This is a genomic window from Pedobacter frigiditerrae (genome assembly GCF_004331645.1).
In the GTDB taxonomy this organism is placed as follows: Bacteria; Bacteroidota; Bacteroidia; order Sphingobacteriales; family Sphingobacteriaceae; genus Pedobacter; species Pedobacter frigiditerrae.
In genome coordinates this window covers 205718-229769 of sequence record NZ_SJSK01000004.1, presented here as the reverse complement: position 1 = coordinate 229769, position 24052 = coordinate 205718, and the positions used below count along the sequence as shown (strand labels likewise).

At 38.6% G+C, this 24052-nt stretch carries 17 protein-coding genes; 9 read left to right on the top strand and 8 right to left on the bottom strand.

All coding sequences use genetic code 11. The features are described 5' to 3' along the window. Positions 1 to 236 precede the first annotated feature (236 nt). Positions 237 to 2486, top strand: a complete 2250-nt coding sequence (locus EZ428_RS16125; protein WP_131554216.1) for a tetratricopeptide repeat-containing sensor histidine kinase — start codon at positions 237 to 239, stop codon at positions 2484 to 2486. A gap of 76 nt (positions 2487 to 2562) precedes the next feature. Here EZ428_RS16125 and EZ428_RS16120 read toward each other — a convergent pair whose 3' ends face one another. Then, positions 2563 to 3000 (bottom strand): DoxX family protein, encoded by a 438-nt coding sequence (locus EZ428_RS16120; protein WP_131554215.1) that lies wholly within the window; start codon positions 2998 to 3000, stop codon positions 2563 to 2565. 128 nt (positions 3001 to 3128) lie between these two features. Beyond that, complete coding sequence (locus EZ428_RS16115; protein ID WP_205945738.1) at positions 3129 to 3662, bottom strand: YceI family protein; 534 nt, start codon at positions 3660 to 3662, stop codon at positions 3129 to 3131. 348 nt (positions 3663 to 4010) lie between these two features. On the opposite strand from EZ428_RS16115, the gene EZ428_RS16110 reads away from it, so the two are divergent. Then, positions 4011 to 6806 (top strand): tetratricopeptide repeat-containing sensor histidine kinase, encoded by a 2796-nt coding sequence (locus EZ428_RS16110; protein WP_131554213.1) that lies wholly within the window; start codon positions 4011 to 4013, stop codon positions 6804 to 6806. A gap of 135 nt (positions 6807 to 6941) precedes the next feature. Here the strand turns inward: EZ428_RS16110 and EZ428_RS16105 are convergent, their stop codons facing one another. The 6 genes from EZ428_RS16105 to EZ428_RS16080 are packed head-to-tail and all read right to left on the bottom strand — an operon-like array spanning position 6942 to position 12788. Next, complete coding sequence (locus EZ428_RS16105; protein ID WP_165501796.1) at positions 6942 to 7880, bottom strand: alpha/beta hydrolase; 939 nt, start codon at positions 7878 to 7880, stop codon at positions 6942 to 6944. Positions 7881 to 7896: 16 nt separating this feature from the next. Then, positions 7897 to 8916 (bottom strand): MBL fold metallo-hydrolase, encoded by a 1020-nt coding sequence (locus tag EZ428_RS16100; RefSeq protein WP_131554212.1) that lies wholly within the window; start codon positions 8914 to 8916, stop codon positions 7897 to 7899. Positions 8917 to 8919: 3 nt separating this feature from the next. After that, on the bottom strand, positions 8920 to 9432 hold the full coding sequence (locus EZ428_RS16095) for a VOC family protein (RefSeq protein ID WP_165501795.1): 513 nt from the start codon (positions 9430 to 9432) through the stop codon (positions 8920 to 8922). After that, positions 9429 to 11195, bottom strand: a complete 1767-nt coding sequence (locus EZ428_RS16090; RefSeq protein WP_131554210.1) for an amidohydrolase — start codon at positions 11193 to 11195, stop codon at positions 9429 to 9431. Before EZ428_RS16090 ends, EZ428_RS16095 begins: the two co-directional genes overlap by 4 nt. Before the next feature lie 31 nt (positions 11196 to 11226). Continuing rightward, the gene (locus tag EZ428_RS16085) at positions 11227 to 12015 is read right to left on the bottom strand and encodes an alpha/beta hydrolase (protein WP_131554209.1); all 789 of its coding nucleotides are present in this window, start codon (positions 12013 to 12015) and stop codon (positions 11227 to 11229) included. Between the two features lie 17 nt (positions 12016 to 12032). Beyond that, a complete protein-coding gene (locus tag EZ428_RS16080) occupies positions 12033 to 12788 on the bottom strand; it encodes an SDR family oxidoreductase (RefSeq protein ID WP_131554208.1) in 756 nt (251 codons plus the stop codon). A gap of 421 nt (positions 12789 to 13209) precedes the next feature. Between EZ428_RS16080 and EZ428_RS16075 the strand changes: the two genes are divergently transcribed. The 7 genes from EZ428_RS16075 (at position 13210) to EZ428_RS16045 (ending at position 23997) form a co-directional block, all read left to right on the top strand. Next, positions 13210 to 15153 carry a sigma 54-interacting transcriptional regulator gene (locus EZ428_RS16075; protein WP_131554207.1) on the top strand — a complete coding sequence of 648 codons (1944 nt, stop codon included), beginning with the start codon at positions 13210 to 13212 and terminating at the stop codon, positions 15151 to 15153. A gap of 179 nt (positions 15154 to 15332) precedes the next feature. Continuing rightward, a complete protein-coding gene (locus EZ428_RS16070) occupies positions 15333 to 16703 on the top strand; it encodes an alginate export family protein (RefSeq protein WP_205945736.1) in 1371 nt (456 codons plus the stop codon). 180 nt (positions 16704 to 16883) lie between these two features. Continuing rightward, a complete protein-coding gene (locus tag EZ428_RS16065; protein ID WP_131554206.1) occupies positions 16884 to 17666 on the top strand; it encodes an alpha/beta hydrolase in 783 nt (260 codons plus the stop codon). A gap of 5 nt (positions 17667 to 17671) precedes the next feature. Next, complete coding sequence (locus EZ428_RS16060; RefSeq protein ID WP_131554205.1) at positions 17672 to 18514, top strand: oxidoreductase; 843 nt, start codon at positions 17672 to 17674, stop codon at positions 18512 to 18514. Positions 18515 to 18532: 18 nt separating this feature from the next. Continuing rightward, positions 18533 to 19222: a hydrolase gene (locus tag EZ428_RS16055; protein WP_131554204.1), complete on the top strand. Its 690-nt coding sequence runs from the start codon at positions 18533 to 18535 to the stop codon at positions 19220 to 19222. 68 nt (positions 19223 to 19290) lie between these two features. Beyond that, positions 19291 to 19737, top strand: a complete 447-nt coding sequence (locus EZ428_RS16050) for a DoxX family protein (RefSeq protein WP_225871080.1) — start codon at positions 19291 to 19293, stop codon at positions 19735 to 19737. A 177-nt stretch (positions 19738 to 19914) separates the two neighbouring features. Beyond that, the gene (locus tag EZ428_RS16045; RefSeq protein ID WP_131554203.1) at positions 19915 to 23997 is read left to right on the top strand and encodes a hybrid sensor histidine kinase/response regulator transcription factor; all 4083 of its coding nucleotides are present in this window, start codon (positions 19915 to 19917) and stop codon (positions 23995 to 23997) included. Positions 23998 to 24052: the final 55 nt, after the last annotated feature.

The window sequence follows — 24052 nt, the reverse complement described above, 5'->3', positions numbered from 1 at the left end:
ACAAAACTTGGCTAAGAAGAGGTTTGGAGATGGAAAATAGAAGCAGCGGGAAAACCACTCCTTGCTAAAGAAACTAAATATTAATAGGGCTAGGAGTTATCTGCATAAACACCCTATGCTCTGTCCTTTTTACCAATTTATTTAGCCCATGTGAGATAATTAGTTATATTGGTGTGGTATTTACGAGTAAGTCCCGCTGAAAGGTGATTAGCCATACACGCTCAATAAATTTTTAGATGCCAATATACCTCAATGTGATAAGGAAGATTTTATTTTTTGCCACAGCAATCTTTTTTTGCCAAGTTAGTTTTGCACAAACCTTATCTCAGTTAACCAAGCAGGAAAGGTTGGATGTGTTGTTGAGCAAGGACGATACATCAAAAATACGTGCCTTAAATAAACTCGCCAAAGCCCATAATTATCTGTTTATCCAATATAAGCATCCAGAACATCGCGATTCAACATTCCTGGCTTACAATTTGGCCATGAAAATAGCCAACGCTTATAAGACGGCAGATAAAAATTATTGGCAGATGACTGTTTTGAGCGGAATAGGCGAAGCCGAATGTTATGCAGGAGATACAGTTAATGGACGAAAAAAAATCTTCAAGGCCATCGGTTTTTTTTCATCAAATAATTTCATAGATGATGAGCTCAACTGTTGGGGCGTACTTAATAAAACAGCAGAGTATCATGGAAATGCAAAGGATCAACTGAGCTATCTAAAAGCTCTACAAAGTCGGGCGCTCAGGTACAAGAAAATTAATATGCTCATCAAAACTAAAGAGTGGATGATTGATCTAATTGCCAATTCAGGGAAGTTAGACACATTGCCAAAACTTTACCTTTCCCTAATAAAAGAATATAAACACACCAGCGCTGCAGAATTAGACTATGCCTATGTACAACTAGCACGTTATTATCGATATAAAGGCAACCTATCAAATGCCTTATACTATGCACTAGCTTCACGCGACTGGATGATTAAAACCAATGATACCACTAATAGGAAAAAGAGTTTTATTTATGGTGAACTGGCCGAAATTTACCAGTTCTTGGGGAATTCTGCCAAAAGTATCTTCTGGTATAAAAAAACAATTGAGGTGAGAAGAAAGGAAAAGCTTTCGCAAGTGTCTATTTATCGAACCACAGGTTTTTTAGTACAAGAACATATCAAGCTTAAACAAGCTACTGAAGCATTGGCTTACATCACCAATCTAGCGAGGGAATTTCCACCAATAGGTGGAGATAATGAAGCAAACTTGTTTCAAATGAAAGCCTATTGTTACGAGGCACTGGGTAAGGTTAAACTGGCCGAAGATGCCTATATAAATATGATAAAGAGATATAGAGCCTTTCCGACACACCCAGTTGTCCTGCAGATAGCTAACTATGACATTGGCAAGTTTTATGTCAACCAAAAACAATTCAAAAAAGCATCCCTATACATCAGCGAAAAAGATTTTGTTCAGGGGGGCGCTGCTGAGATGAAGGATTATCATTATCTCCAATATAAAATTGATTCGGCCAATAAGAATTATCCATCTGCACTCTATCATTTAAATACCTTCAAGAATATTAGTGATTCTATTTTTAATGTAACTAAAAGTAAGCAGATAGCAGAACTGGAAATCAAATATGCCACTAAGCAAAAGGAAAATGATATCAGGATTTTAAAAAAAGACCAGCAGATACAAAACGAGAATATCAAACGGGCAAATCTTACTCGTAATTGGATTCTATCGGGTGTTTTCTTACTTTTTCTTGTGATTGGACTTTTATACAATAGCTTTAGCATTAACCAAAAAAAATCGAAGGAAATAGATCTCAAAAATGCTTCCTTAAGCTTGCTTATCGCCGAAAAAGATGATTTGTTACAAGATAAGGAATGGTTGTTAAAGGAAATTCATCATCGGGTAAAAAATAATCTGCAAATTATAACCAGTCTTTTGCATAGTCAATCTATTTACATTAATAATGATGAGGCATTGGTAGCCATACAAAACAGCGAAAATAGAGTCCATGCCATTGCCTTGATCCATCAAAAGTTATATCAATCTGAAAGCCTCGAGCTGATTAGCATCCCTGCCTATATTGAAGAATTGATTGGTTACTTGAAAGGAAGCTACTCGCTAGATAACCGTATAACCTTTGAAAAACATCTTGAATCGATAGACCTGCATGTTGCACAGGCAGTAACACTGGGTCTCATACTTAATGAAGCAATTACCAATGCCATTAAGTATGCCTACGGACCCGATGAAATTGGAGTTATTTACATCAAAATAATAAAAAGCAATGACAACTTTTACGAGTTAACGATAGCAGACAATGGAACTGGTTTCTCACCTGGTTTCGATTTTAACAAAGTTGAATCTTTGGGGCTTAACCTAATGCGTGGTTTATGCAAGCAACTCGGTGGAAGTTTGGAGTTTAGCAGCAACCAAGGATGTACCATTAATATCACCTTTAAAAGGGATTTTTAGCATTGTGATAGCATTTATAGTTTAGTAGTTGAGATAGAATGCCAATAAGTTAACCCACAATTAATCAATTGACCAGTTAAACTTCTGCTGCTTTTTTGTTGCCAAAGAAATAATGATCAAGAGAATACCTTCCAGGGCCCGCAAAGGCAATCATTAGGTAACCTAGGCTAAACATGAATGGAATATCTCTTTCAAGCAAGGAGTCATTTCCGTGCACGATGAAGTAGCCTGTTAATGTAACTGCTAGTATTGGAAGCGTAGAAAGCCTTGTGAAAAGACCCATGATAATCAGTTGAGGAAAAAAGAGATTTGCTGCAATGGCAATAATTTCATTTAGGCTTTGGGGCATATTAAATGGATTGGGTACTGTTTCGGGCAAACCATTAATTCCAATTTTTTTAAGGCCATGTACAAATATGAGTTCTAAAGATATGGCTATTCTGAAGAACAGCATACAAAAGTCCATTGTTTTAGTACTGGTAATAGGAAGTAGCAAGTTCTTGAATTTGATCATGACGACGTTTGAAGGTGGGTGAAAAATTACGGTTATCCATTTGATACTGATACCTAATGTTTTTTGAAGTTTTTGGAAAGCCAATAAGCTACAATCAAATGGATAAGCCGTTTCATTGTGATTTAAGGTTAAGCTTCGGTTTTGATCAATTGTATGTTACAGTTAATTCGAATCTGATCACCAACAACAACCTGTCCAGCCTCTGTCATCGGGTTCCATACCAGACCGAATTCTTTTCGGCTAATTTTTCCAGTAATGGTAAAACCAGCTTTGTATTGACCATAGGGATCAACGATAATGCCACCGAACTCTACTTCGAGTGGTATGCTTTTGGTAACTCCTTTAATGGTAAGTGCCCCATGAAGAAGATATATCGCATCATTCTTTTCTAATTGATTACCTATAAAAGTGATTTTTGGATGAAGTTCTGCATCAAAGAACTCAGCAGATTTTAAATGTTCATCGCGTTGCTGGTTATTTGTACCTATTGAATTAACATCAGCAGTGAATTCGATTTTAGCTGCATTTGTAAACTCGTCTCCTTCAGTTTCTACTTCTAAGTTATAAGTAGCGAAGTGACCAGTAATGGTCGTAATCATAAGGTGCCTTACCTTAAATTCAATCTCGCTGTGAGAAGGATCAATTTTCCAATGTGTTGTCATAATTTTTTTAAAATAGCCATTACAAATTACTGTCCATAAATGTAAGTTATTGTAATTCAGATATTTATTTACTATATAGGAAAAAACACTTGCGTTATTTCGCTAATCGCTGACATTAAATCACCTCATGTCGTCGAACTACAAAACTTTCTTAAGGAACGTTTTCATGTTCATTCGTCAAAATACGAGATTTCGTCAAATGGCGATTGCTGCCGTTAATTAACCATCTGATTATCAGGTGTGTGTACTATGGTACATTAATGGCTTCAATTTGAGGTTATCTCGATCTATGGAGAAAAAAGAGCCAAAGTTTCAGTGGATAACCTCAAATATAATTCACGTCAGCCTATGATTCGCTCCATATCTATGACCCTCAATACATCAATTCGGTTATTATTGGCTGCAAAATCCCGATTTGCCCCGTTTTTAATTTGCGGAAGAATTAAAAAAGCTTGCTTTAGACACATTTTGTTAGCATTCATATGTTTAATGTGTACTTCAGCGGTTGCACAGCAGCATCAATCAAAAGGTTATCAAAAACTTTCCACAAAAGATACCCTAAGGGTTAAGAATTTATTAGACAAAGGATATGAGCAGCTCGATCAATATTTAGATCAAATTGAGTTACTAGATAGTGCCATCCTTTTTGCTAAACGTGCAAATTCATTAAGTGTTAATATTGGCTATGCTAAAGGTATGGATTTTGCTAAACTGCTGGAAGCCAGAGTTTACCTTGCCAAAGGCGATATCAAAACTACCAAGGGCCGACTAAAAAATCTGGGGAGGCAAAGTCAGGTTGCATTATGGATCTCTTTGGCCAAACAAGCAGTGGCACGTAGGCGAACAAAAGAAAATATCGACAGTACCTTTATTTACCTGCATAGAGCTGATGCGATTGCCAAGAATCTCGGTTCAACGACTGTCCAATTAATGGTGAAATCACAATTTGCTATGTTTCAGCTTACGGTAGGAGATACCGATAAAGGCGTTGAAATCTATAAGGAGCTCATCAGGACTTACGAGTTAAAAGGGGATGAACGGATGGCTGGGCGAACACTTACCATGTTGGTGTCAAATCTTCCGCATCTTGCCAAATATTCCCGTGAATTGATCAGTGGCGCAGATCGATGCATTAAAATTTATACCAAGCTGAACCATAAGGATACCATAGCCATGATTATGCTATGTAAAGCAAACTTTTACCGTACTCAAAATGACAACACATTAGCGGAAAAGGAACTGCTTCCAGCTATAGAATTGTTCAAGGTTACTAAAAGTCCAGTAATTGTTTATGCCTACGCGAGTCTTGCCAATATTTGTATAGATTATGGTAATAATGAGAAAGCATTGCGTTATTACATTGAATCAATCAATGCCGCTGTAAAATACAAACAGACTAGCAGATTGGCAGTTACTTACCAGCAATTAGGTGCACTATATTTGGCGATGAACCAGCTCGATAAAAGTATGGAGACCTTTAAACTCGCGTTTGAGTTGGTAGAGAAAAAAACAAGGTTAGTTCCCGGCGAAGCGCTGGTTTTGGTTCGATCCATCGCAGATGTGATGGGAAGAAACGGGAAAGTGGTTGAAGCACTGGATTTTATTGATAAAATGGAAAAAAAATATCCACCGCAACCTGGTCCTGAGCAAACCGTACTCCCTGTAATTAGAGGAGGATTGTACGCCAAACTAGGAAAGTTTGACATTGCAGAGAAATATTATCTTGATGCTGTACAAGTCAGTGACAAACTGGGATCGACATTCAAGAATAAGGCGATTGACTTGATTGCTGGATTTTACCTCAGGACCAGGCAATGGGATAAAGCAAAACCATATTTGGAAACTTTAAAAAACATCCCTCATAACGTGCTAACAGCGAATGATCAGCGAAACATACAGCTCTACCTTTACAGGATAGATTCTGCAGGTGGAAATTATGCCAGTGCGCTTAATCACTTTCTGAAATATAAAGCCATCAATGATACCATTTACAATACCACCAACAAAAAAAGATATTTAGAGCTGCAGATCCAATATGAAACCGACAAAAAGGATAAGGATATTCTATTGAAGCAGAAAAATATCCAAATTTTGGAGAAGCAAGATCTCTTACATCAGACACTGCTCCATCAGACTAGTTTGCAGATGAGGCTCGACCAGCAAAAAAGACAACAGGAATTAAAAATTTCTGCACTGGAAGATCAGAGAAGAGATCGCGATTTTACTGTTTTTAGACTTAGGGCGGCAGAAAACGATCAAAACATTAAACGACTTGAAAAAGAAGCGAAGTTGCAACAAACGCTATTATCGCAAGCAAAAATCAATAAAGGTTTAACCTATGGAGGTATTTTGCTTTTAGCGATTGTTGTCTCCCTTCTCTTGAGTCGTTATCGGCTCAAGCAAAGGGCCAATAAGCTGCTGAATGCACAGAAGGAAGAGATAAGTCAACAAAATCGTTCCCTGCAAGAATTGGTAGAAAAGAAAGAATCCCTGATCATAGAAAAGGAATGGCTGGTGAAAGAAATCCACCATCGGGTGAAAAACAACCTACAAATTGTGATTAGCCTACTCCGGGCGCAAACCGATTACTTGGATAATGATGTCGCTTTATTGGCCCTCAAGCAAAGTCAGCATCGCATGCAAGCAATGTCAATGATACACCAACGCCTTTACCAATCAGAATCAATGTCGTGCATAAATATTAGGGATTATGTAAGCGAGATGGTCGCTTATTTTTCTGACTCAATGAATCGTGATACAAAAGTGATTTTTGAGATAGACATGCTACCCTTGAGCTTAGACATTGGCCAGGCTATTCCCTTAGGGTTAATCTTAAACGAATCAATTACCAACGCCATTAAATATGCATTTGAAGATACTGAAAATCCTAAGATAGAAATTTCTCTTGCTGCCATCGGTGAAGATGCGCTAACGCTGATGATCAAGGATAACGGAAAGGGATTGGTTACAGGTTTTGATCCTAAAAAAGCCAAATCACTAGGAATGAGCCTAATCTTAGGTCTTAGCAAGCAGTTAGGCGGGAACTGTAGCTTTTTAAATAATAACGGTTTAAGCATCCACATTAACTTTAAGGTGAATTTAATGAGTGGCGAAACGGCTTACCTATCTGTAATGGCGAGTTGAGGTTGCGAGTTTGGAGTTGAAAGTTTAGAGTTGAAAGTTTAAGGCGTAGGCCTAATGAACAAATGAACCAGTGAACTAAATCAATAAAAAGGGTTTATGATTATAATCATAAACCCTTTTCTTGTCTTGATGAACCTATTTAAAGAAATCAAGTAGTCCTTTTAATGTTTGTGCCGTTTGTTCCTGTACAATCCAATGTCCAGAGTCTTTTATAATTGATTCTTTCACATTTGTGGCAACCAGTTTAGAATGGCTCGCTAAGAATGGAGCTGCAAAATGTTGTGAGCCCATAGCAAGCAATGGCATAGGCAATTTTGTTTTCATCAGTTCTACGTTGTCTTTCGCATCTTGCGGAAAAGCACCAAACCAATGAAATGCTCCAGTTGTAGCGCCTGTAACACTATATGCTCTGATAAATTCATTTTTTTCTGCAACGGTGAATGGGTTTTTAACATAACCAACCAAAGGCCAGAAGCTGGTTAGGAAAAGGCCAGCTTTACCCGAAACAATTTCACCAGAATTAGGCATCCCGAAGAAACCAAACCACCATGCACCTGCCTTTACTTGGCTCCAAACTGGTTCTACCCCCGGAAGTAATGCATCCATTAATGCCAATTTTTTAACTTCACCTGGAAATTGGGCAGCGTACGCATAAGCAACCATTAAACCAATGTCATGGCCTGCTAAATTTATACTGCTATAACCCAGTTTTTTCATTAACTCATGCATATCCTTTGCCATTGTCTTTTTATCATAGCCCCCAGCTGGCTTACTGGATTCTCCCACACCTCTCAAATCTGGCGCTATTACGGTAAAGTGTTTAGAAAGTTCTGGCAATAAGCGGTTCCACATGTACCAATTCTGACCAAATCCATGAACTAATAATAAAGGGGCTCCCTTACCACCGATAACATAGTGAATTTTTACGCCATTTACTGTGGCGTATTGGTGTTTAAAATTAGCTGGCGGATTTGCAGCCTTCACTGTTGTCGCTGCAAGAACCTTGTCTGCAGTCATTGTCATTAGGAGATAGATGGCGGTAAGCACCATCAAGCATTTTGCTGTTTTTTTCATGATTTTATTTTTGAGGTTATTTAATGTTTGATTTTTTATTTGCACTGATGTCTTTAAAGGCATTTGGAAGATTAAAATTGAAATGCAACCAATCGAAAAGCACGTAACCTTTGTTAAATTCTGGCATTTTGATGGATGCCTTTGCTTGCTCAAGGCTTAGTCCTTCTGCAACTGCTTTTTCTACATTAGTCTTTAAGGTCTCTACATAATCAATGGTGTATTTGATACCTGCCTTATTGGTCATTTTTCCGTGCCCTGGAATTACGATGGCATCATTTGGTAAGAAATCGTAAACTTTTTTGAGGTTTTCTGCTGGCTCCAAGAAGAAGCCATCGAACAACCAAGGGATGGTGGGGCTTTCCGCTATGAAAGGATTTCCTGCCCAAAATACCTTGGTTGATGGCATCCATACAAACAGATCGGCTGGAGATTGTGCAGTGCCCACGTTCATCAGTTCAATGATTTTTCCTTTGCCCAAGTCTATCTTAAGATTACTATTTTTTGGAATAACAATATCTGCAGGGCGATAAACGGTATTTTCTATACCCCTGTTCGTGCCAAAAAGCATTACCATAAACTGTTTAATCCCTTCGTAGTTTGCTGCAAGGTTATCTTTGGCAAACTCATTCTGGATAATCAGTGTTGTTGGAGGTAATAGGTAGTTGCCGAAACAGTGATCGCCATGGTCACTGGTGTTCACTGCAAAAAGAATGGGCTTGTCGGTTACCGAACGAATCAATTTGATTTGCTGGTCGAAAAGCCTTTTGGTCATCATCACCTCGATTAACAACACACCTTTTTCGCCAATAATAAATCCACCCGTTGTAGCTTGTGGTATACCTTTTGAGGTTTCCGTGACTGCGGTTGAGGGGATAATGGCATAAGCATCTGCTGTTATTTTCTGCAGTTTTAGTTCCACTTTGTTCGCATCCCAAATGGGAACGTGTGGGGGCAGTGGCAGCTGAGCCATGGCGATGTTCTTTAAGTTGAGCAAGCTCAATAAGAACATTAAAATAAATAGTCTTTTCTTTTTCATTTTTTATTTTTTTTGGTTAATTGGAATCATTCCCTTTTTGCCGAAAATGCTGATGAAATTTCCATCAGGATCTCGGATAAGCGTGCTTGTTAATCCCTTGTCGTTCAGCTTTACCTCCTTGAAGGCAAACACAACCTTTTTTATTTCTAGTTCCTTTGTAATCTGGTTAAGGTTGTCCACATAAAGTATGAGAGCCTTGTTTCCGATCAGGCGCATATGGTTTGGTGGGTCTGCAAAAAGTGATGCCTCGCGAAAAGAATCTTTCACTTCTAGTAACTCAAGGCGTATGCCGGCACCTTCTATAAAGGCAGTTTTTGCGTTGATCAGTGGAAATTCAGACCTCTGTAGCACCCTGAAGCCAAGTATGTCATGATACCACTTAATGGATACCTCTAAATCTTTTACGCTGATGGCCATTCCGAAAACCTTGAATTTTTCTTGTGCGCTTAGTTCTTTTGCAAATTGGCATCCCAATATTAACAGTACTATTGAAAGGGTTTTTATGCGCTTATTCATCTTTGATATCCTCCATGATATTTTACTGGCGACCATGATGGTATAACAGCTGCTATACCTGGGTCAAGCGATTTATATTCGGCTGTAGCATAAACTACCTTACCGTTTACGATAGTAACTTTTGCCGCGAGTTTTCTGATCTCATCGTTTGGAAGTTGGAAATAATCGCCAGAAAGAATTACCATATCCGCGTACATTCCCTTTTTGATTTTTCCCTTTAATTTTTCCTCCCCAGAAAACCAGGCGCTACCAGCTGTGTATAATTTTAGTGCTGTGTACTTGTCTAGTACTTGGTCTTTTGGCCAGAATTGCATTCCTCCAATTGTTTTTCCCGTTAATAACCAATGGAGGGACATCCATGGGTTGTAGGTAGAAATCCTTGGTGCGTCAGTACCAACACCAACCGGAATGCCCAATTTTAGCATCTGTTTAATGGGAGGGAGTTGCCTTTCTGGCTTGCCGTACATCTTGTTGTAAAGCTCTCCTTGAAAGTACATCCTAAACTGTACGGCAACACCTCCTCCTAATTGCTTTACTCTTAGCAGCTGTGCATCTGTTATTGTTTCTGCATTGTCAAAGCACCATCTTAAGCCATTAAATGGTATATCTTTATTTACCTTTTCAAACACCTTTAACATCCGTTCAATAGATTCGCCGTAGGTGGCATGTAATCTAAATGGCCATTTATTTTTAACCAACAGGCGAATTATGGGTTCAAGGTCAGTCTCCATACTGTCAGAAAGGACAATTCTAGGTTCTAGGAAATTCTCAAAATCTGCTGCAGACGCTACGATATTTTCTCCGGCGCCTTCCATTGAATAACCATTAGCCATCAGCATATGGTCGTTTTTATTGGGATAGGTAGTTGCTACCCACTTTTGATAATCCTTTAATTCAGTTCCCTTTTTTTGTGCGAAGAGATAATAGGATGTCCTTACATTCAATTTTCCTTGTTTGGCTAATTCTGCTGCAACCCCATAGTCTGCATCATAATTTTGTCCACCACCAGCGGCATCTACAGCACTGGTTAGCCCGAAACTGTTCAGTTCTCTATAAAATTGGAGCGTACTGTTTAACCTTTCTTCATGGTTAAGCACGGTAGTAAGTGCCAATGTGGTATAGAGTGCTTTTGGCGTCTCCTTGGCAAACATTAACCCTGTTAATTTACCATTCTTGTCTTTTTCTAAAAGGCTTCCTTCGTAGTGGGTATTTTGATTATAACCCAATACTTCAATTCCTTTTTTGTTAAGAAATGCTTTGCCATAGAGATAAGTAATGAATACAGGTTTGTCTGGTACAGCTTCATTAATTTCATCAATGGTAGGTTGTCTTTTCTCTACAAATTGGAACTCATTCCATCCGCCTATTACTTTGATCCAAACACCTGGGGGAGTACGCTGTGCTTGTTCTTTTAATATTTCCATTGCACGTTTAAGAGTTTTAACCCCATCCCAGCGAAGCTCACTGTTGTAGTGCAATCCCTCTCTGATAATGTGCATGTGACTGTCATTAAGTCCAGGTATAACCGTTTTTCCACCAGCATCAATTATTCTTGTAGATTTTGCTTTATAGGTATTAAGGATGTGTGCGGATAGGCCTACCTCTTGGATAATTCCATTTTTGATAGCTACTGCTTGCCTAAATTCATTTGCCTTATTCATAGTGGCAATTTTCCCATTAATGATGATGAGATCGGCCTTTTGGGCAAATAATAACAAGGGGCAAATGGCCAGTAGGAGTAAGAATTTGATTTTGCAATTCATCTCTTTTAATGTTATGTAGTGTGATTAATGATTATAGGTTGCTTATCCAACCAAGGATATAATTTGCACTTTCCTCCCAGCCGGGCTGTCCCAACACAAAATGATTTCTTCCTTCAAATTCTTTATAAGCTGTAATAGAACCACTATGGCTATATTTTTTGTAGTTTGAATAGTTAAGCGAAGCGGGAATAAACCTATCTATGCTACCAGAAATGAAGAGCAGGGGTACATGGGGTTTCTTAAAATCAACCTTAGCTACACTTGTAATGGCATCACGCACAACTAGCTTTGATTCTGGTATTAGAAATTTATAATAGGCCTCTTTTTGTTCTTCATAAGGCATACAATTGGTAAATGCATATTGCCACTCCTTAAAAGACATCAGATAGGTTTTTTTTGTGGAGGTGAAAAAGCCTAAGGGGCCCCATCCAGCCTTATAAAAAGAAAACTTGAAAGTAAAAATGCCTTGTGGCTGTAAGGAGTGAATGGCAATACCAGCAAAAGCGAGTCCTTTTTGGATAAGGAGTTGAACCAAGAGACCACCCATCGAGTGGCCAATTAGGATTGGCTTTTCTGGGAGTTTTGAAACATATGCTGTATAGTATTCTACTAAACTTGCCAATCTTGTTGAGGCCACTTCTTGATCTGGATGCCTCAATCTAAGTGCATTGGCAGAAGATTCTTTGAATGGCCATGCAGGGGTAGCGGTTTCAAATCCCCTTTCCCTAAAGAAAATTTGCAATTGGTCCCAACTGCTACTGCTTACAAATGCTCCTGTAATGAAGACGATATTTCTGGGTGCTAAAGTTTTTATTTTCATAATCTAAGATTAAGTTGTTAGCCTGTTATGGCATTTACGGTAAAGCCACCGTCAACTACGATTTCCGTTCCAGTTATGAAGCTTGATTCGTCGCCAGAGAGGAAAGAAACCACATTTGCTATCTCTTCAGGTTGGCCAAAACGGCCAAGAAGGATTTTTTGACTTAGGATTTGACCCATCATTGTGATTGCATCGGTGGCCATTCCCAGGGTGTCATATAGTGGTGTTTGTACCGGGCCTGGCGAAATTGCATTGACACGTATCTTTCTGTCGGCAAGTTCCTTTGCTAGAACCCTGTTTAAACTTAACAATGCCCCTTTGGTTGCCGCATATACTCCTGATCCTGGCATCCCTAGCTGAGCATTTACAGAAGTATTGAAAATAATTGAACCACCTTCTTTCAGCAAAGGGATTAATCCTTGCAAAGTGAAAAACACGCCCTTTACATTCACATTGAAAAGGTTGTCGAAATGGGCTTCACTTGCCTGTTCAAACGGCGAGAACTCCGCAATTCCGGCATTAAGGAAAATAATGTCCAGTTGACCAAATTTACCTTGTATTTCGCTAGTCATTTGATTGATGGACGCTAGGCTATCTTGATTACATTTAATTGCCATGACACCTAATGCAGCTGAAACACTGGCTAACTTGTTTTCATCCCTACCGGTGATGATCACGGTTGCTCCCTGTTCCTTTAGCAATTTTGCAGTTGCGTAGCCAATACCGCTGTTTCCCCCGGTAATTAGTGCTATTTTATTGAATAATTTTTTCATGCTTTGTTGTTATACGTGAACCGATAAATACAATAGCAATACCATATGTTCAATTACCTGATTTATAGCATTTTGACATTAATTCATTGGTGTGTCCTTACTGTATTTCGTCGAGTGACGATGTGAGATAGCGAAATATGGTTCAGTCCATTATTTCACCATATTTGGTAGCTTCGGTTTTTTAAACGAATTTAGAGTAGGCTAATACACTGTGATTGGTTAATTGACGATATTTCGCCATTTAACGGAAAATAGCCATTTTACCATCTCTCAGGTAACTGTATTGACCTAAAAGCATTAGAATTTATTGGGCATCTATTTTGCATCCCTAGCTATACAAAATCTAAATTTAAAATTGAACCATGCATTTTAACGCTATTTATTGTTCAAAGTCTAGCTCTCAAATTAAAGAAAAACTATCATGGGCATAAAAATATTGATAGTAGAAGACGAATTTATTGTCGCCAATGATCTTTCTATGATATTGGAAAAAGCTGGCTACCTAGTTTGTGGCATAGCAAGCTCAGTTGAAGAGGCCCGAGTGATTATCGCTAAACACACCCCCCAATTGGTCTTGTTAGACATTCATCTGGAAGGTAAACTTACAGGTATTGATTTAGCCAAAGAGTTGTTGGAAAGGAACATTGCCTTTGTTTACCTATCTGCTAATTCGAATCAAAAAATATTAGAGCAAGCAAAAAGTACGCAACCCTACGGCTTCTTGGTAAAGCCTTTCCGAGAAAAAGATGTATTGGTAAGCCTGGAAATTGCACAATACCTGCATCATCAGAACATTTCTCTTAAGCGTGATACAGAACTAGCTTTGCAGTCGGTAATTACGGATATTATTTCACAAGAAATTAATTGGCAAGACAAGTTTCTGAAAATATCCAAGACGATACAGCCACATATTCCTTTCGATTTTGTTGCCATAGGTATGAAAAACCTAGATAGCATACCATACGATGGTGTTTGTTTCTTGCGATTGAGCTTTAATGAATACCAAGCTATCGGAACTCAGGAACTGATGACCATGACAGGGCTTCAATCATCGGACCTTACTAAGTACCAAGTTCCAGCATCAGAAGATACCAGATCGGCCATTTATAACCTAGCCGATTTCGAAGAAGTATGTAAAATCAATCCATCAAAAAAACTGGTTGCCAAAACTTTTGGTATGTCATCTAACTTGGTCATGTTTATTCCAATTGAGGGGAGAGCAGGATTTACCTTATCTTTTTATAGTCGTAAGAACGATGTATATAACAATCGTCACTTAACGCTGGTTAATCGCCTGCAAAAACAAATGTCATTAACCTTTGATGGTATAGTTAAGGATGTTAAAAGAGCACCAAGAGAAAACCTTCAGGTAAACCCCAATAAAATGTATGCTGCTAATGTAAAGCAAAACGGTTTTGTGGGAATTATTGGTAAAAGCCATCTTTTACTTACAGCATTAGATCACCTATCCATTGTTGCACCGCTAGAAACGTCTGTCCTTATTTTGGGTGAAAGTGGTACTGGAAAAGAACGGTTTGCCAAGTCCATACATGAACTTTCCCCAAGGTCCAAGAAACCTATAGTCGTGGTCAATTGCGCTGCATTGCCCACACACCTGATCGAATCAGAGCTATTTGGGCATGAGAAGGGAGCTTTCACCGGGGCAATAGAAAGGCGGATCGGGAAATTTGAGCAGGCATCGGGTGGTACGATATTCTTGGACGAAATGGGAGAGTTACCATTGGAGTCACAGGCAAAGTTATTACGAGTATTACAGGAAAGGGAAATTGAAAGGCTTGGCGGGAGAGAGACCATCAAGATAGATGTAAGAATAATAGCCGCCACCAATTGCAATCTGGAAAAGGAAGTTGCTGCGGGTCGTTTTAGGCTAGATCTTTATTACAGACTAAATGTATTCCCAATTATACTGCCCCCCTTGAGAGATAGAAAAGGTGACATACCCATATTGGTGGCGCATTTTCTAGAAAAGTATGGGGCTATGGTTGGAAAAGCAGAGGTTAAGCTATCAGACCAGGCGCTCAAGGAATTAGAGGATTATGCTTGGCCGGGAAATGTAAGAGAGTTAGAGCATATCATGGAAAGAAATATCCTGTTAAGTCGGGAAAATAACATAGACAGGGTAATCTTGCCCAATACGCCTACAGATCGGCCTCTAGTGCAGCAGGAAGACGGACATGTGAAATCCATTGACGAAAATGAACGTGATTATATTTTAACTGTACTCAAGAAAAGTGGTGGCAGGATATCTGGTCCGGGTGGAGCAGCCGAGCTTTTGGATGTGCCAGCAACTACACTAAATTCAAAAATGAAAAGATTGGGCATCGTGAGAAAACATGTTGGTTAGAGGGGGCTTAACTAGTTTTTAGTGAAGTGAAAAGGCAAATTACTTTATTTCGCCATTTGATGTGTTGGTTTCTCTAAATATAGCAAGATAGTTTTTTAAAAAGCACTGGATGTACAAAGGACAAGATATTTGCTTACGGCATATGGATTGGTTATCGGTAATAACAAATATCGATAACCATGCAGATAAAAAAAATATTGATTTCATTATTGGTGTTGCTTCCCATAATGGTAAAAGCTCAAAACATTAAGTTTAAACAACTGAGGTATGATGAAGACTATCAACACCTTGCTACAGATACCAATACTTGGTACAAAAAAATCAAGTTTCTGCCACTTTCATCTAATAAAAAGGTGTATGCTAGCTTTGGCGGTGAGTTTAGAACCCAATACTTTAAGTATACCAACCCTGATTGGGGAGATGCGGTTCAAGATAATGATGGATTTGTATTATCAAGATATCTTTTTCACGGTGATTTGCATGTAGGCAAAGGATTGAGAGCTTTTGTACAACTACAAGGTGGCATGAGCAATGGGGAAATCGAAGAACCCTCGCCAGTTAATCAAAATCCACTTGATCTGCATCAAGCATTTGTGGATATCAATCTTCCAATTCAAGAAAATACGATAGTGCTCCGTTTGGGGAGACAAGAGATCTCATACGGCTCGCAGCGTATAGTATCGGTTAGGGAAGCCCCGAATAATAGGCAGTCATTTGATGGTGCAAAGCTTATATTTAATTCTAATAAGATTAGATTAGATGCCTTCTTTACCAATTATGTACAAGTTAAAAAAGGAATTTTTGATGATGATCCTTCGAAAGCAATAAGGTTTTGGGGCGCTTATGGAGCATTGTCAAAGTTATTGCCCTTTGATAACCTAGATGTTTATTACTTTGGATATAAAAGAAAATCTTCGGCTTTTGACGAAGGAAAGGGACAGGAAATGAGGCATTCCCTAGGACTTCGTGCTGCACGTAGCTATGCTCGTTTTCAATATGACACTGAAGGGCTCTATCAATTTGGGAACTTTTCAGGTAAAGATATTTCAGCATGGACTATGTCTGCAAATCTGTCTTACTCATTAATTAACGTTCCTTACCAACCAAAGATTGGCTTAAAAACAGAAGCGATCAGCGGAGACAAAGTTTATGGAGATGAGGAGTTAAATACCTTTAATCCATTGTTTCCTAGAGGTGGGTATTTTGGCCTTGCTGCATTGATTGGTCCTGCTAATCTCTTCGATATACATCCTTATCTTGAAATTTCACTTTCTAAAACAATCACATTTATACAAGATTATGATGTATTCTGGAGAATGCAAAAAAATGATGGAATTTATGCCGTAAATGGCCGATTGCTCTACTCCGGAAAAAATACTATTTCAAAATATATTGGTGCACAGCTAGGCTCAACATTGGAGTATGTACCTACTAACTATCTATACTTTAGGGCAGAATTTACCTGGTTTAATAGTGGCAGTTACCTGAAAGAGAGTGGGAGCGGTAAGGATATCACTATGCTTGGCGCTACAGCAACTTTTAAATTTTAAATTCTAGCTCGTTCCCCTTGGCCCACACGCTTCATTTAGCCATTTCACTATTAAAAGTTACGAAATATAGTAGTTTGTGCATTGAATTTGTTTTTAAAATATTGATTTACAGTATGTTAATTGTTTGGTGTTTAGCTTGCATTAGGATTAAGAACTTAATTAAAAACTAAAAACAATAAAATGAAAACACAAACAACTTTAAGGAAAACGAAGCTCCTTGCTACTTCCTTGCTACTGTTTTTTGCCGCTGCAGGTTCATTAATGGCCCAAGGTAAACAAGAAGCTAAAAACATTGTAATTGTACATGGTGCTTTTGTAGATGGTTCGGGTTGGTCTGGAGTTTATGATCAATTGAAAAAGGCTGGGTATAATGTTACCATTGTTCAAAACCCCTTAACTTCATTGGAAGATGACGTTGCTGCAACCAATAGAGCAATTGAAGCCCAAGATGGACCGGTTATACTAGTCGGGCATTCATGGGGTGGCGTAGTAATTACCGAAGCAGGTAACGCAGACAAGGTAGTTGGGCTGGTATATGTGGCTGCTTTTATGCCCGATGCCAAACAATCGGCAATTTCGCTCATCCAATCGGGGCCACAATTGCCAGTGAACGGAATCTTACCCCCAGATAAAAATGGCCTGTTGTATTTTGATAAAGCCAAGTTCAGGGAATGTTTCGCACCAGAACAAAGTGTTGAAAAAGCCAATTTTATGGCAGATTCTCAACAACCCATCAACGTTAAATCATTTTTAACGCCAATTACCACTGCGGCTTGGAAAACTAAGCCCACTTATGCAATTGTGGCAACAGCAGATAAAAGCATTCATCCAGACCTGGAGCGCTCAATGTACAAGGCGGCCAATGCAAAAACAATAGAGATAAAGGGTAGTCACAGTCTCTATATTTCAAATCCTAAGGCAATAGCCGATGTGATTTTACTAGCATCAAAAGGAGGGAAATAAGAAGCATGGAAACTAAAAAAACGTGGTTAATTACTGGAACCTCTCAAGGCATTGGTTTAGAGATAGTAAAAATGGCGCTGGCCAATGGCGATAATGTGGTGGCAACTGCCCGAAAAGTACAGTCCTTAAAAAAAGTAGTAGGTATCTCATCGGCAAATTTTTTACCTATAGAAGTAGACTTACTTGATGAAGCCAGTATCCAAGCAGCTGTAATGTTTGCAGAAGAAACTTTTGGAAGCATCGATGTATTGGTTAATAACGCTGGCTATGGCCTGATGGCAGGAATTGAGGAAGCTTCAAAGGAAGAAGTTCAGGCTAGTTTTGATATCAATGTATTTGCTGCTTTAGGTATGGTAAGAGCTGTTTTACCAGGAATGAGAAAGGCAGGTAAAGGCCATATCATCAATATATCTTCCGTTTTTGGGCTTATTGCAGGAAAGGGTTGGGGTATTTATTGTGCTACAAAATTTGCCATGGAAGGATTTTCTGAAGCTTTGGCAGAAGAGCTAACTCCTTTTAAGTTGAAGGTAACCATAGTAGAGCCCGGTTATTTCAGAACCAACTTTCTTAAAAATGGCTCAGTAGCATTGCCTTCCAAAGAGCTTACTGAATATACGGAGATCAGTGAAATCAAAAGAATGCATTCTCAAGAGATTGTCGGGAACCAACCAGGCGATCCAGAGAAAGCGGCACAAGTGATCTATAAAATAAGCGAAATGGAAAACCCGCCGCTCAGGATACTTTTAGGCTCAGATGCCATAAAGTATGCAGGTTATAAAATAGAACAACTCAAAACACAAATGGCTGCTCATTTACAACTCTCCGTTTCTACAGATTTTAACCAATAAACTTTAAATCATAAAACAATGAAAAAGATAATACTATCAGCCTTCATAGGCATCGCATCATTTGGCGCATATGCCCAAAAACCTAGTCCAATGTTGTTAAACCCAACTAACCACACCTTAATATTAATAGATCATGAAGGGCAGATGGCCTTCCCCACAAAAAGTATTGCCATTGATCAACTTAGAAATAACACCGCAATTGTTGCCGGTGCGTCTAAAATTTTCAGGGTGCCTACCATAGTCACCACCGTTGCCGAAAAATCATTTAGCGGTCCAGTATTTCCAGAAATTGAAGAATTTTATCCGAAAAAAACTTCTGGTTATATAGACCGCTCTACCATGAACAGTTGGGAAGATGCAGCATTTTACAAAGCGGTTGTTGTCAAAGGGAAAAAAACATTAGTGATGGGGGGGCTATGGACAAGTGTCTGTGTAGTTGGGCCAGTACTATCGGCCATCAGCGACGGTTATAATGTGTATGTAATTACCGATGCCAGTGGAGATCTGACAAAGGAAGCACATGAAATGGCAATTGCAAGGATGGTACAAGCTGGAGCACATCCCATTACTTCCATGCAATACTTACTAGAGTTGCAAAGAGATTGGGCTAGGCAAGAAACCTATTTACCAGTTAACGACCTTGTGGTTAAATATGGAGGGGCTTACGGAATAGGGGTACAGTACAGTAGGGAAATGGTTAAACACTAAACTGCTTGCATGATTTATAAAAAAGCTTGTCGACAGACAGGCTTTTTTTGTTGTGATTTTGGCTCGAAATGTGTAGGAATATCGATATGCAACAGCCTCAAGACCAAACCACAACCCTTCAAAAGACTTTTAGGATAATTTTAGGTGTTTTCATGATTGCTGCTGCCGTAGGTCACCTCAGTTTTCAGCGCAGTGAATTTCAGGCGCAAGTGCCAAACTGGAGTCCTTTGAGTAAGGATTTAACGGTTATCCTCTCGGGTATTGTAGAGGCAGCGTTGGGCTTGGGTATGGTTTTCTGGAAAAAACAAAGGATAAAGGTAGGTATAGCCTTAGCCATATTCTATGTGCTGATCTTTCCTGGAAACATTGCACAATACCTAAACCATACCAATGCATTTGGACTAGATACAGATGCTAAAAGGTTGGCAAGACTGTTTTTTCAACCCGTACTTATTTTATGGGCGATTTGGTCTACTGGTGCATTAAGCCATTTAACAAAGAAATTTAAGGGTTGAGCTATTTGTTACGAGCAATGGGTTTTACCATATTATGGTACAGCCTGTTTTTGGTCAAGTTTAGGTAGGGAGGGTATTGTTGAATAACAAGCTGATGTTATTATAAATTTTGACTTATTTATCTAATGGAATATTTAGATTTGTTACTCATGATAAGCCAAGTTATAGAACCTCGATATGCAAATGCTATCCATTAAAAGCATTAGATATTTTTTTGCCGTATTTTTTGTATGCGGTTCAGGCTTATTGGGCTATGCTCAAAATCGATTGGTCTTTAACCATTTGATTGTAGAAAATGGTCTTTCCCCAAACTCAGTACTCTCTATCGTAAAAGATGCCCAAGGCTTTATGTGGTTTGGTACAAAATATGGATTGAATAGGTATGATGGTAAAGAGATAAAAGTATTTAAAAATAACCCACAGCATAAAAATAGTATTGCCTCTAATGATTTTGTAAAGGCATTAACATTAGATAATGACAAGGTCTTGTGGGTAGGGTCTTTATGGGGGCTAGATAAATTTGATCCCGAAAGCGAATCTTTTACCCATAGCGTTACAGGTGTGGATAGGGCAAATTGTATTTATAAAGACCGTGAAGGCGTGCTGTGGCTGGGTAGTAATAATGGTTTAACCTATTCAACCGATAAAAACAATAAAGTTTTTAAGACATTTAATCTTGGTCTTAAAGTACCCTATCAGGTGCAGGCCATTTTTCAGGACCATGTTAACCGCATTTGGGTGGGTACCACCGCTGGTTTGGTTCAACTGACCAAGGTAAAGGGGAGATATCACAGTGTTTTCTTTAATCATTCAAAAGATAGCAATTCAATAAGTGGGAACCTGATAACAACCATTACAGAAGATCAAAAGAAAAGGTTGTGGGTGGGTACTAAATACGATGGGATTAGTTTGTATGAGGAAAGCAAAAGCTCATTTAAGCGTTTTTTACACAGCGAAAATTCCTCCAATTCTTTGGTTAATGACCATGTTCGTAAAATTTTAGTTGATAGAAGAGGGAAATTATGGATTGGTACACAAGAAGGATTATCCATACTAGATCCTGAAACAGAAAAATTTGAGAATTATGTGCATGATTCTGCAAACCCATCTAGCCTAAGCCAAAATTCTATACATGATATTTATGAGGATGACTGCGGCTCTGTATGGATCGGTACCTATTTTGGTGGGTTAGATGTGGTGCATACCATAGTTACTCCATTTGAAGTTTACCAAGACAATAAATATAAAAGTAGTGTGAGTAGCAATATTATCAGTACTATAGTTGAGGATAAAAAGCATAATTTATGGATTGGTACCGAAGCCGGTGGGTTAAATTACTTTAACAGGGAAACAAATAGCTTTATTGCCTATAAAAACACGGTGAAGGACACAAATAGCCTGAGTTCTAATCTGGTTAAATCTATTTTAATTGATAAATCGCAACGGGTTTGGATAGGAACGGCCTTGGGTGGAATAAATCTCTTCAGGCCAAATAAAAATGATTTTATTCATTACAGAAGTCGGGATTTTGATCAGACTTCGCTGAGTTCTGATGAAGTAAATTGTGTGTTTCAAGATAGTGAGGGTGAATTTTGGGTGGGTACGCAGTTAGGGCTAGATCGCTTTTACACTGAAACTGGAAAATTTAAATCTGTAGACATTAAGAGCATTAACAATATAGATAAACAAGTTGCCATATTATTTGAGGATTCGAAACACAACATTTGGATCGGAACCAGGCATAGCATAAAATATCGTCCACGAGGCTCAAGCAACTATGTAACTTTTATTGGTGGATCAACACCTGGTCTTGCAAATAGTTATGCAAATTGTTTCTTCGAAGATAAACAAGGTACAATTTGGATCGGTACCTATCATGGCGGCTTAAGTGCTTATAACCCGCTAAAAAAGACTTTCAGAACCTATGCTGAGAAAGATGGATTACCAGGAGATAATATATTAGCTATTTTAGAAGATGATAAGGCTTTTTTGTGGTTGAGCTCTGAAAATGGTTTGGTAAAATTTGACAAGCAACGCATCACCTTTAAAGTTTATAATACCAGCGATGGGCTTCCAGGAAATGTCTTCAATAATACATCCAGATTAAAAGACAGCGAAGGGCAAATGTTCTTTGGTGGTTATAATGGTTTGGTTTCTTTTTATCCCGATCACATCAAGGAAAATCATTTTAGTCCACGCGTTGTATTTACCTCATTGAAGCTTTTTAATCAGCCTGTCATGATCAATGCAGCCGATAGATTGTTAAAAAGGGCAATGAGTTTAACTAAGGAAATAACCTTCTCTTCTCAGCAAAATGTTTTTACCATAGAGTTTGCTGCATTAAACTATATCAAGCCCAGAAAGAATAGGTATAAATATAAATTAGAGGGATTTGATAAAAATTGGAATGAAGGAGCTATCTCTTCGGCAACTTATACCAATTTGCCATCTGGAAGATATACCTTTTTGGTAAAAGGCAGTAACAATGATGGTCTTTGGAATGAGACACCAGCAAGGCTTGAAATACGTATTCTACCACCAGTATGGCGTACTTGGTGGGCTTATACGCTTTATTTTATCGCAGGTTCCTTCCTGTTTTATTTCATCCTCCGGTTTACCCGCAGGCAACAGCGCCTCGAATCTGAGCTTTATTTTGAACATTTGAACAATGAGCGACAGCAGGAACTTTATCAGATGAAACTCGATTTCTTTACCAGGATTTCACATGAGATACGTACGCCACTTACCTTGATTTTTGCCCCGCTAGAAAAGTTGATCAAATTAACAAGGGAAAACAATACGGTTAATCATCAATTACATGGTATTAAAAGAAATACCGACAGGCTGTTGCGCCTCATCAGTGAATTGTTGGATTTTAGAAAGATAGAAACTGGGAATGCTAAATTGCAGGTGTCAGAGAATGACCTTGTTGTGTTTTGTCGTAGCATTTATAATTCTTATGAGGGGCTTGCAGAGATTAAAAATATAGCTTATAGTTTTAATTGCGAGGAAGAGCAGATTTATACCTGGTTTGACATTGGCCAAATGGAAAAGGTTTTTTATAATATCTTGTCTAATGCCTTTAAATATACCCCAGATGGTGGTAAAATAAGTTTTTCTATTGCTAAAGAAACTGAAAGTGTAAAGGTTGTTATTGCCGATACAGGTATAGGCATTCCACTGGAGGTGCAGGATAAAATATTTACCAATTTTTATCAGGTTAATTCAGGCTCTGCTACTATAGAGGGATGGGGGATAGGCTTGGCCCTTGTAAAAAATATTGTAGACTTGCACAGCGGTGAAATTGCTGTTTCAAGTACTCCATCTTCTAGTGCAAGTAATGGCAATACGACCCTTTCTGTAACGCTATTATTGGGTAAGGCTCATTTTAAACCAGATGAATTGTTAGCAACAGAGATGGTAATTCAGCCTGAAGCTCACCTTCCCGGAATAATGGTATTGAATGAAAATGGCCCTCTTGATGTAATAATTGTGGAAAAAAAATATACCATTCAGGTTGTAGAGGATAATGACGAGTTACGTGGCTTTATTGTGCAGTCTCTACAGTCAACTTACCATATCCTAGAGAGTGTGAATGGTCTGGAAGGTTGGATAAAGGCAATTGAGCATATTCCTGATCTTATTGTGAGTGATGTAACCATGCCAGAGCTTAATGGATTAGAATTTTGCAGCCGCTTAAAGGCCGAAGAAAGCACCAATCATATTCCCGTGATCATGCTTACAGCCATGGCCTCACACTTGCACCAGGTTGATGGCTTAGAGGCAGGGGCAGATGTTTATATCACTAAGCCTTTTAGTATTCAAGTGCTTGAATTAAGTATTCGCAACCTTTTACAAGGGCGTGAAAGTTTAAAGGAAAAATACATCAGGCAAATCATGCTCACCCCCCGACAGCTTGAATGTGTATCGCCAGATGAGAAATTCTTAAACAAGCTGATGCTGCTTATTGAGGAGAATATGGAAGATCCAGAATTTAATGTTGGCAGCCTGGTAGAAAATATTGGAATGAGCCAAACGGTACTCTATAAAAAAATTAAGGTGCTTACGGGGTTATCCATTGCTGATTTTATCAAATCTCAGCGGCTAAAAAGAGCTGCACAACTTTTAGCAGAGCATAACTTAAATATTGCAGAAGTTGCTTATGCTGTTGGCTTTAACGACAGAAAATATTTCAGTAAAGAATTCCGTAAGCAATATGGGGTTGCACCTTCTGAATATAACAAAAAGACAAACGAGTAATTCCCTTTTGAACTGAATTATCATCTCAAATCAATAGCTTAAAATATTATTTCAG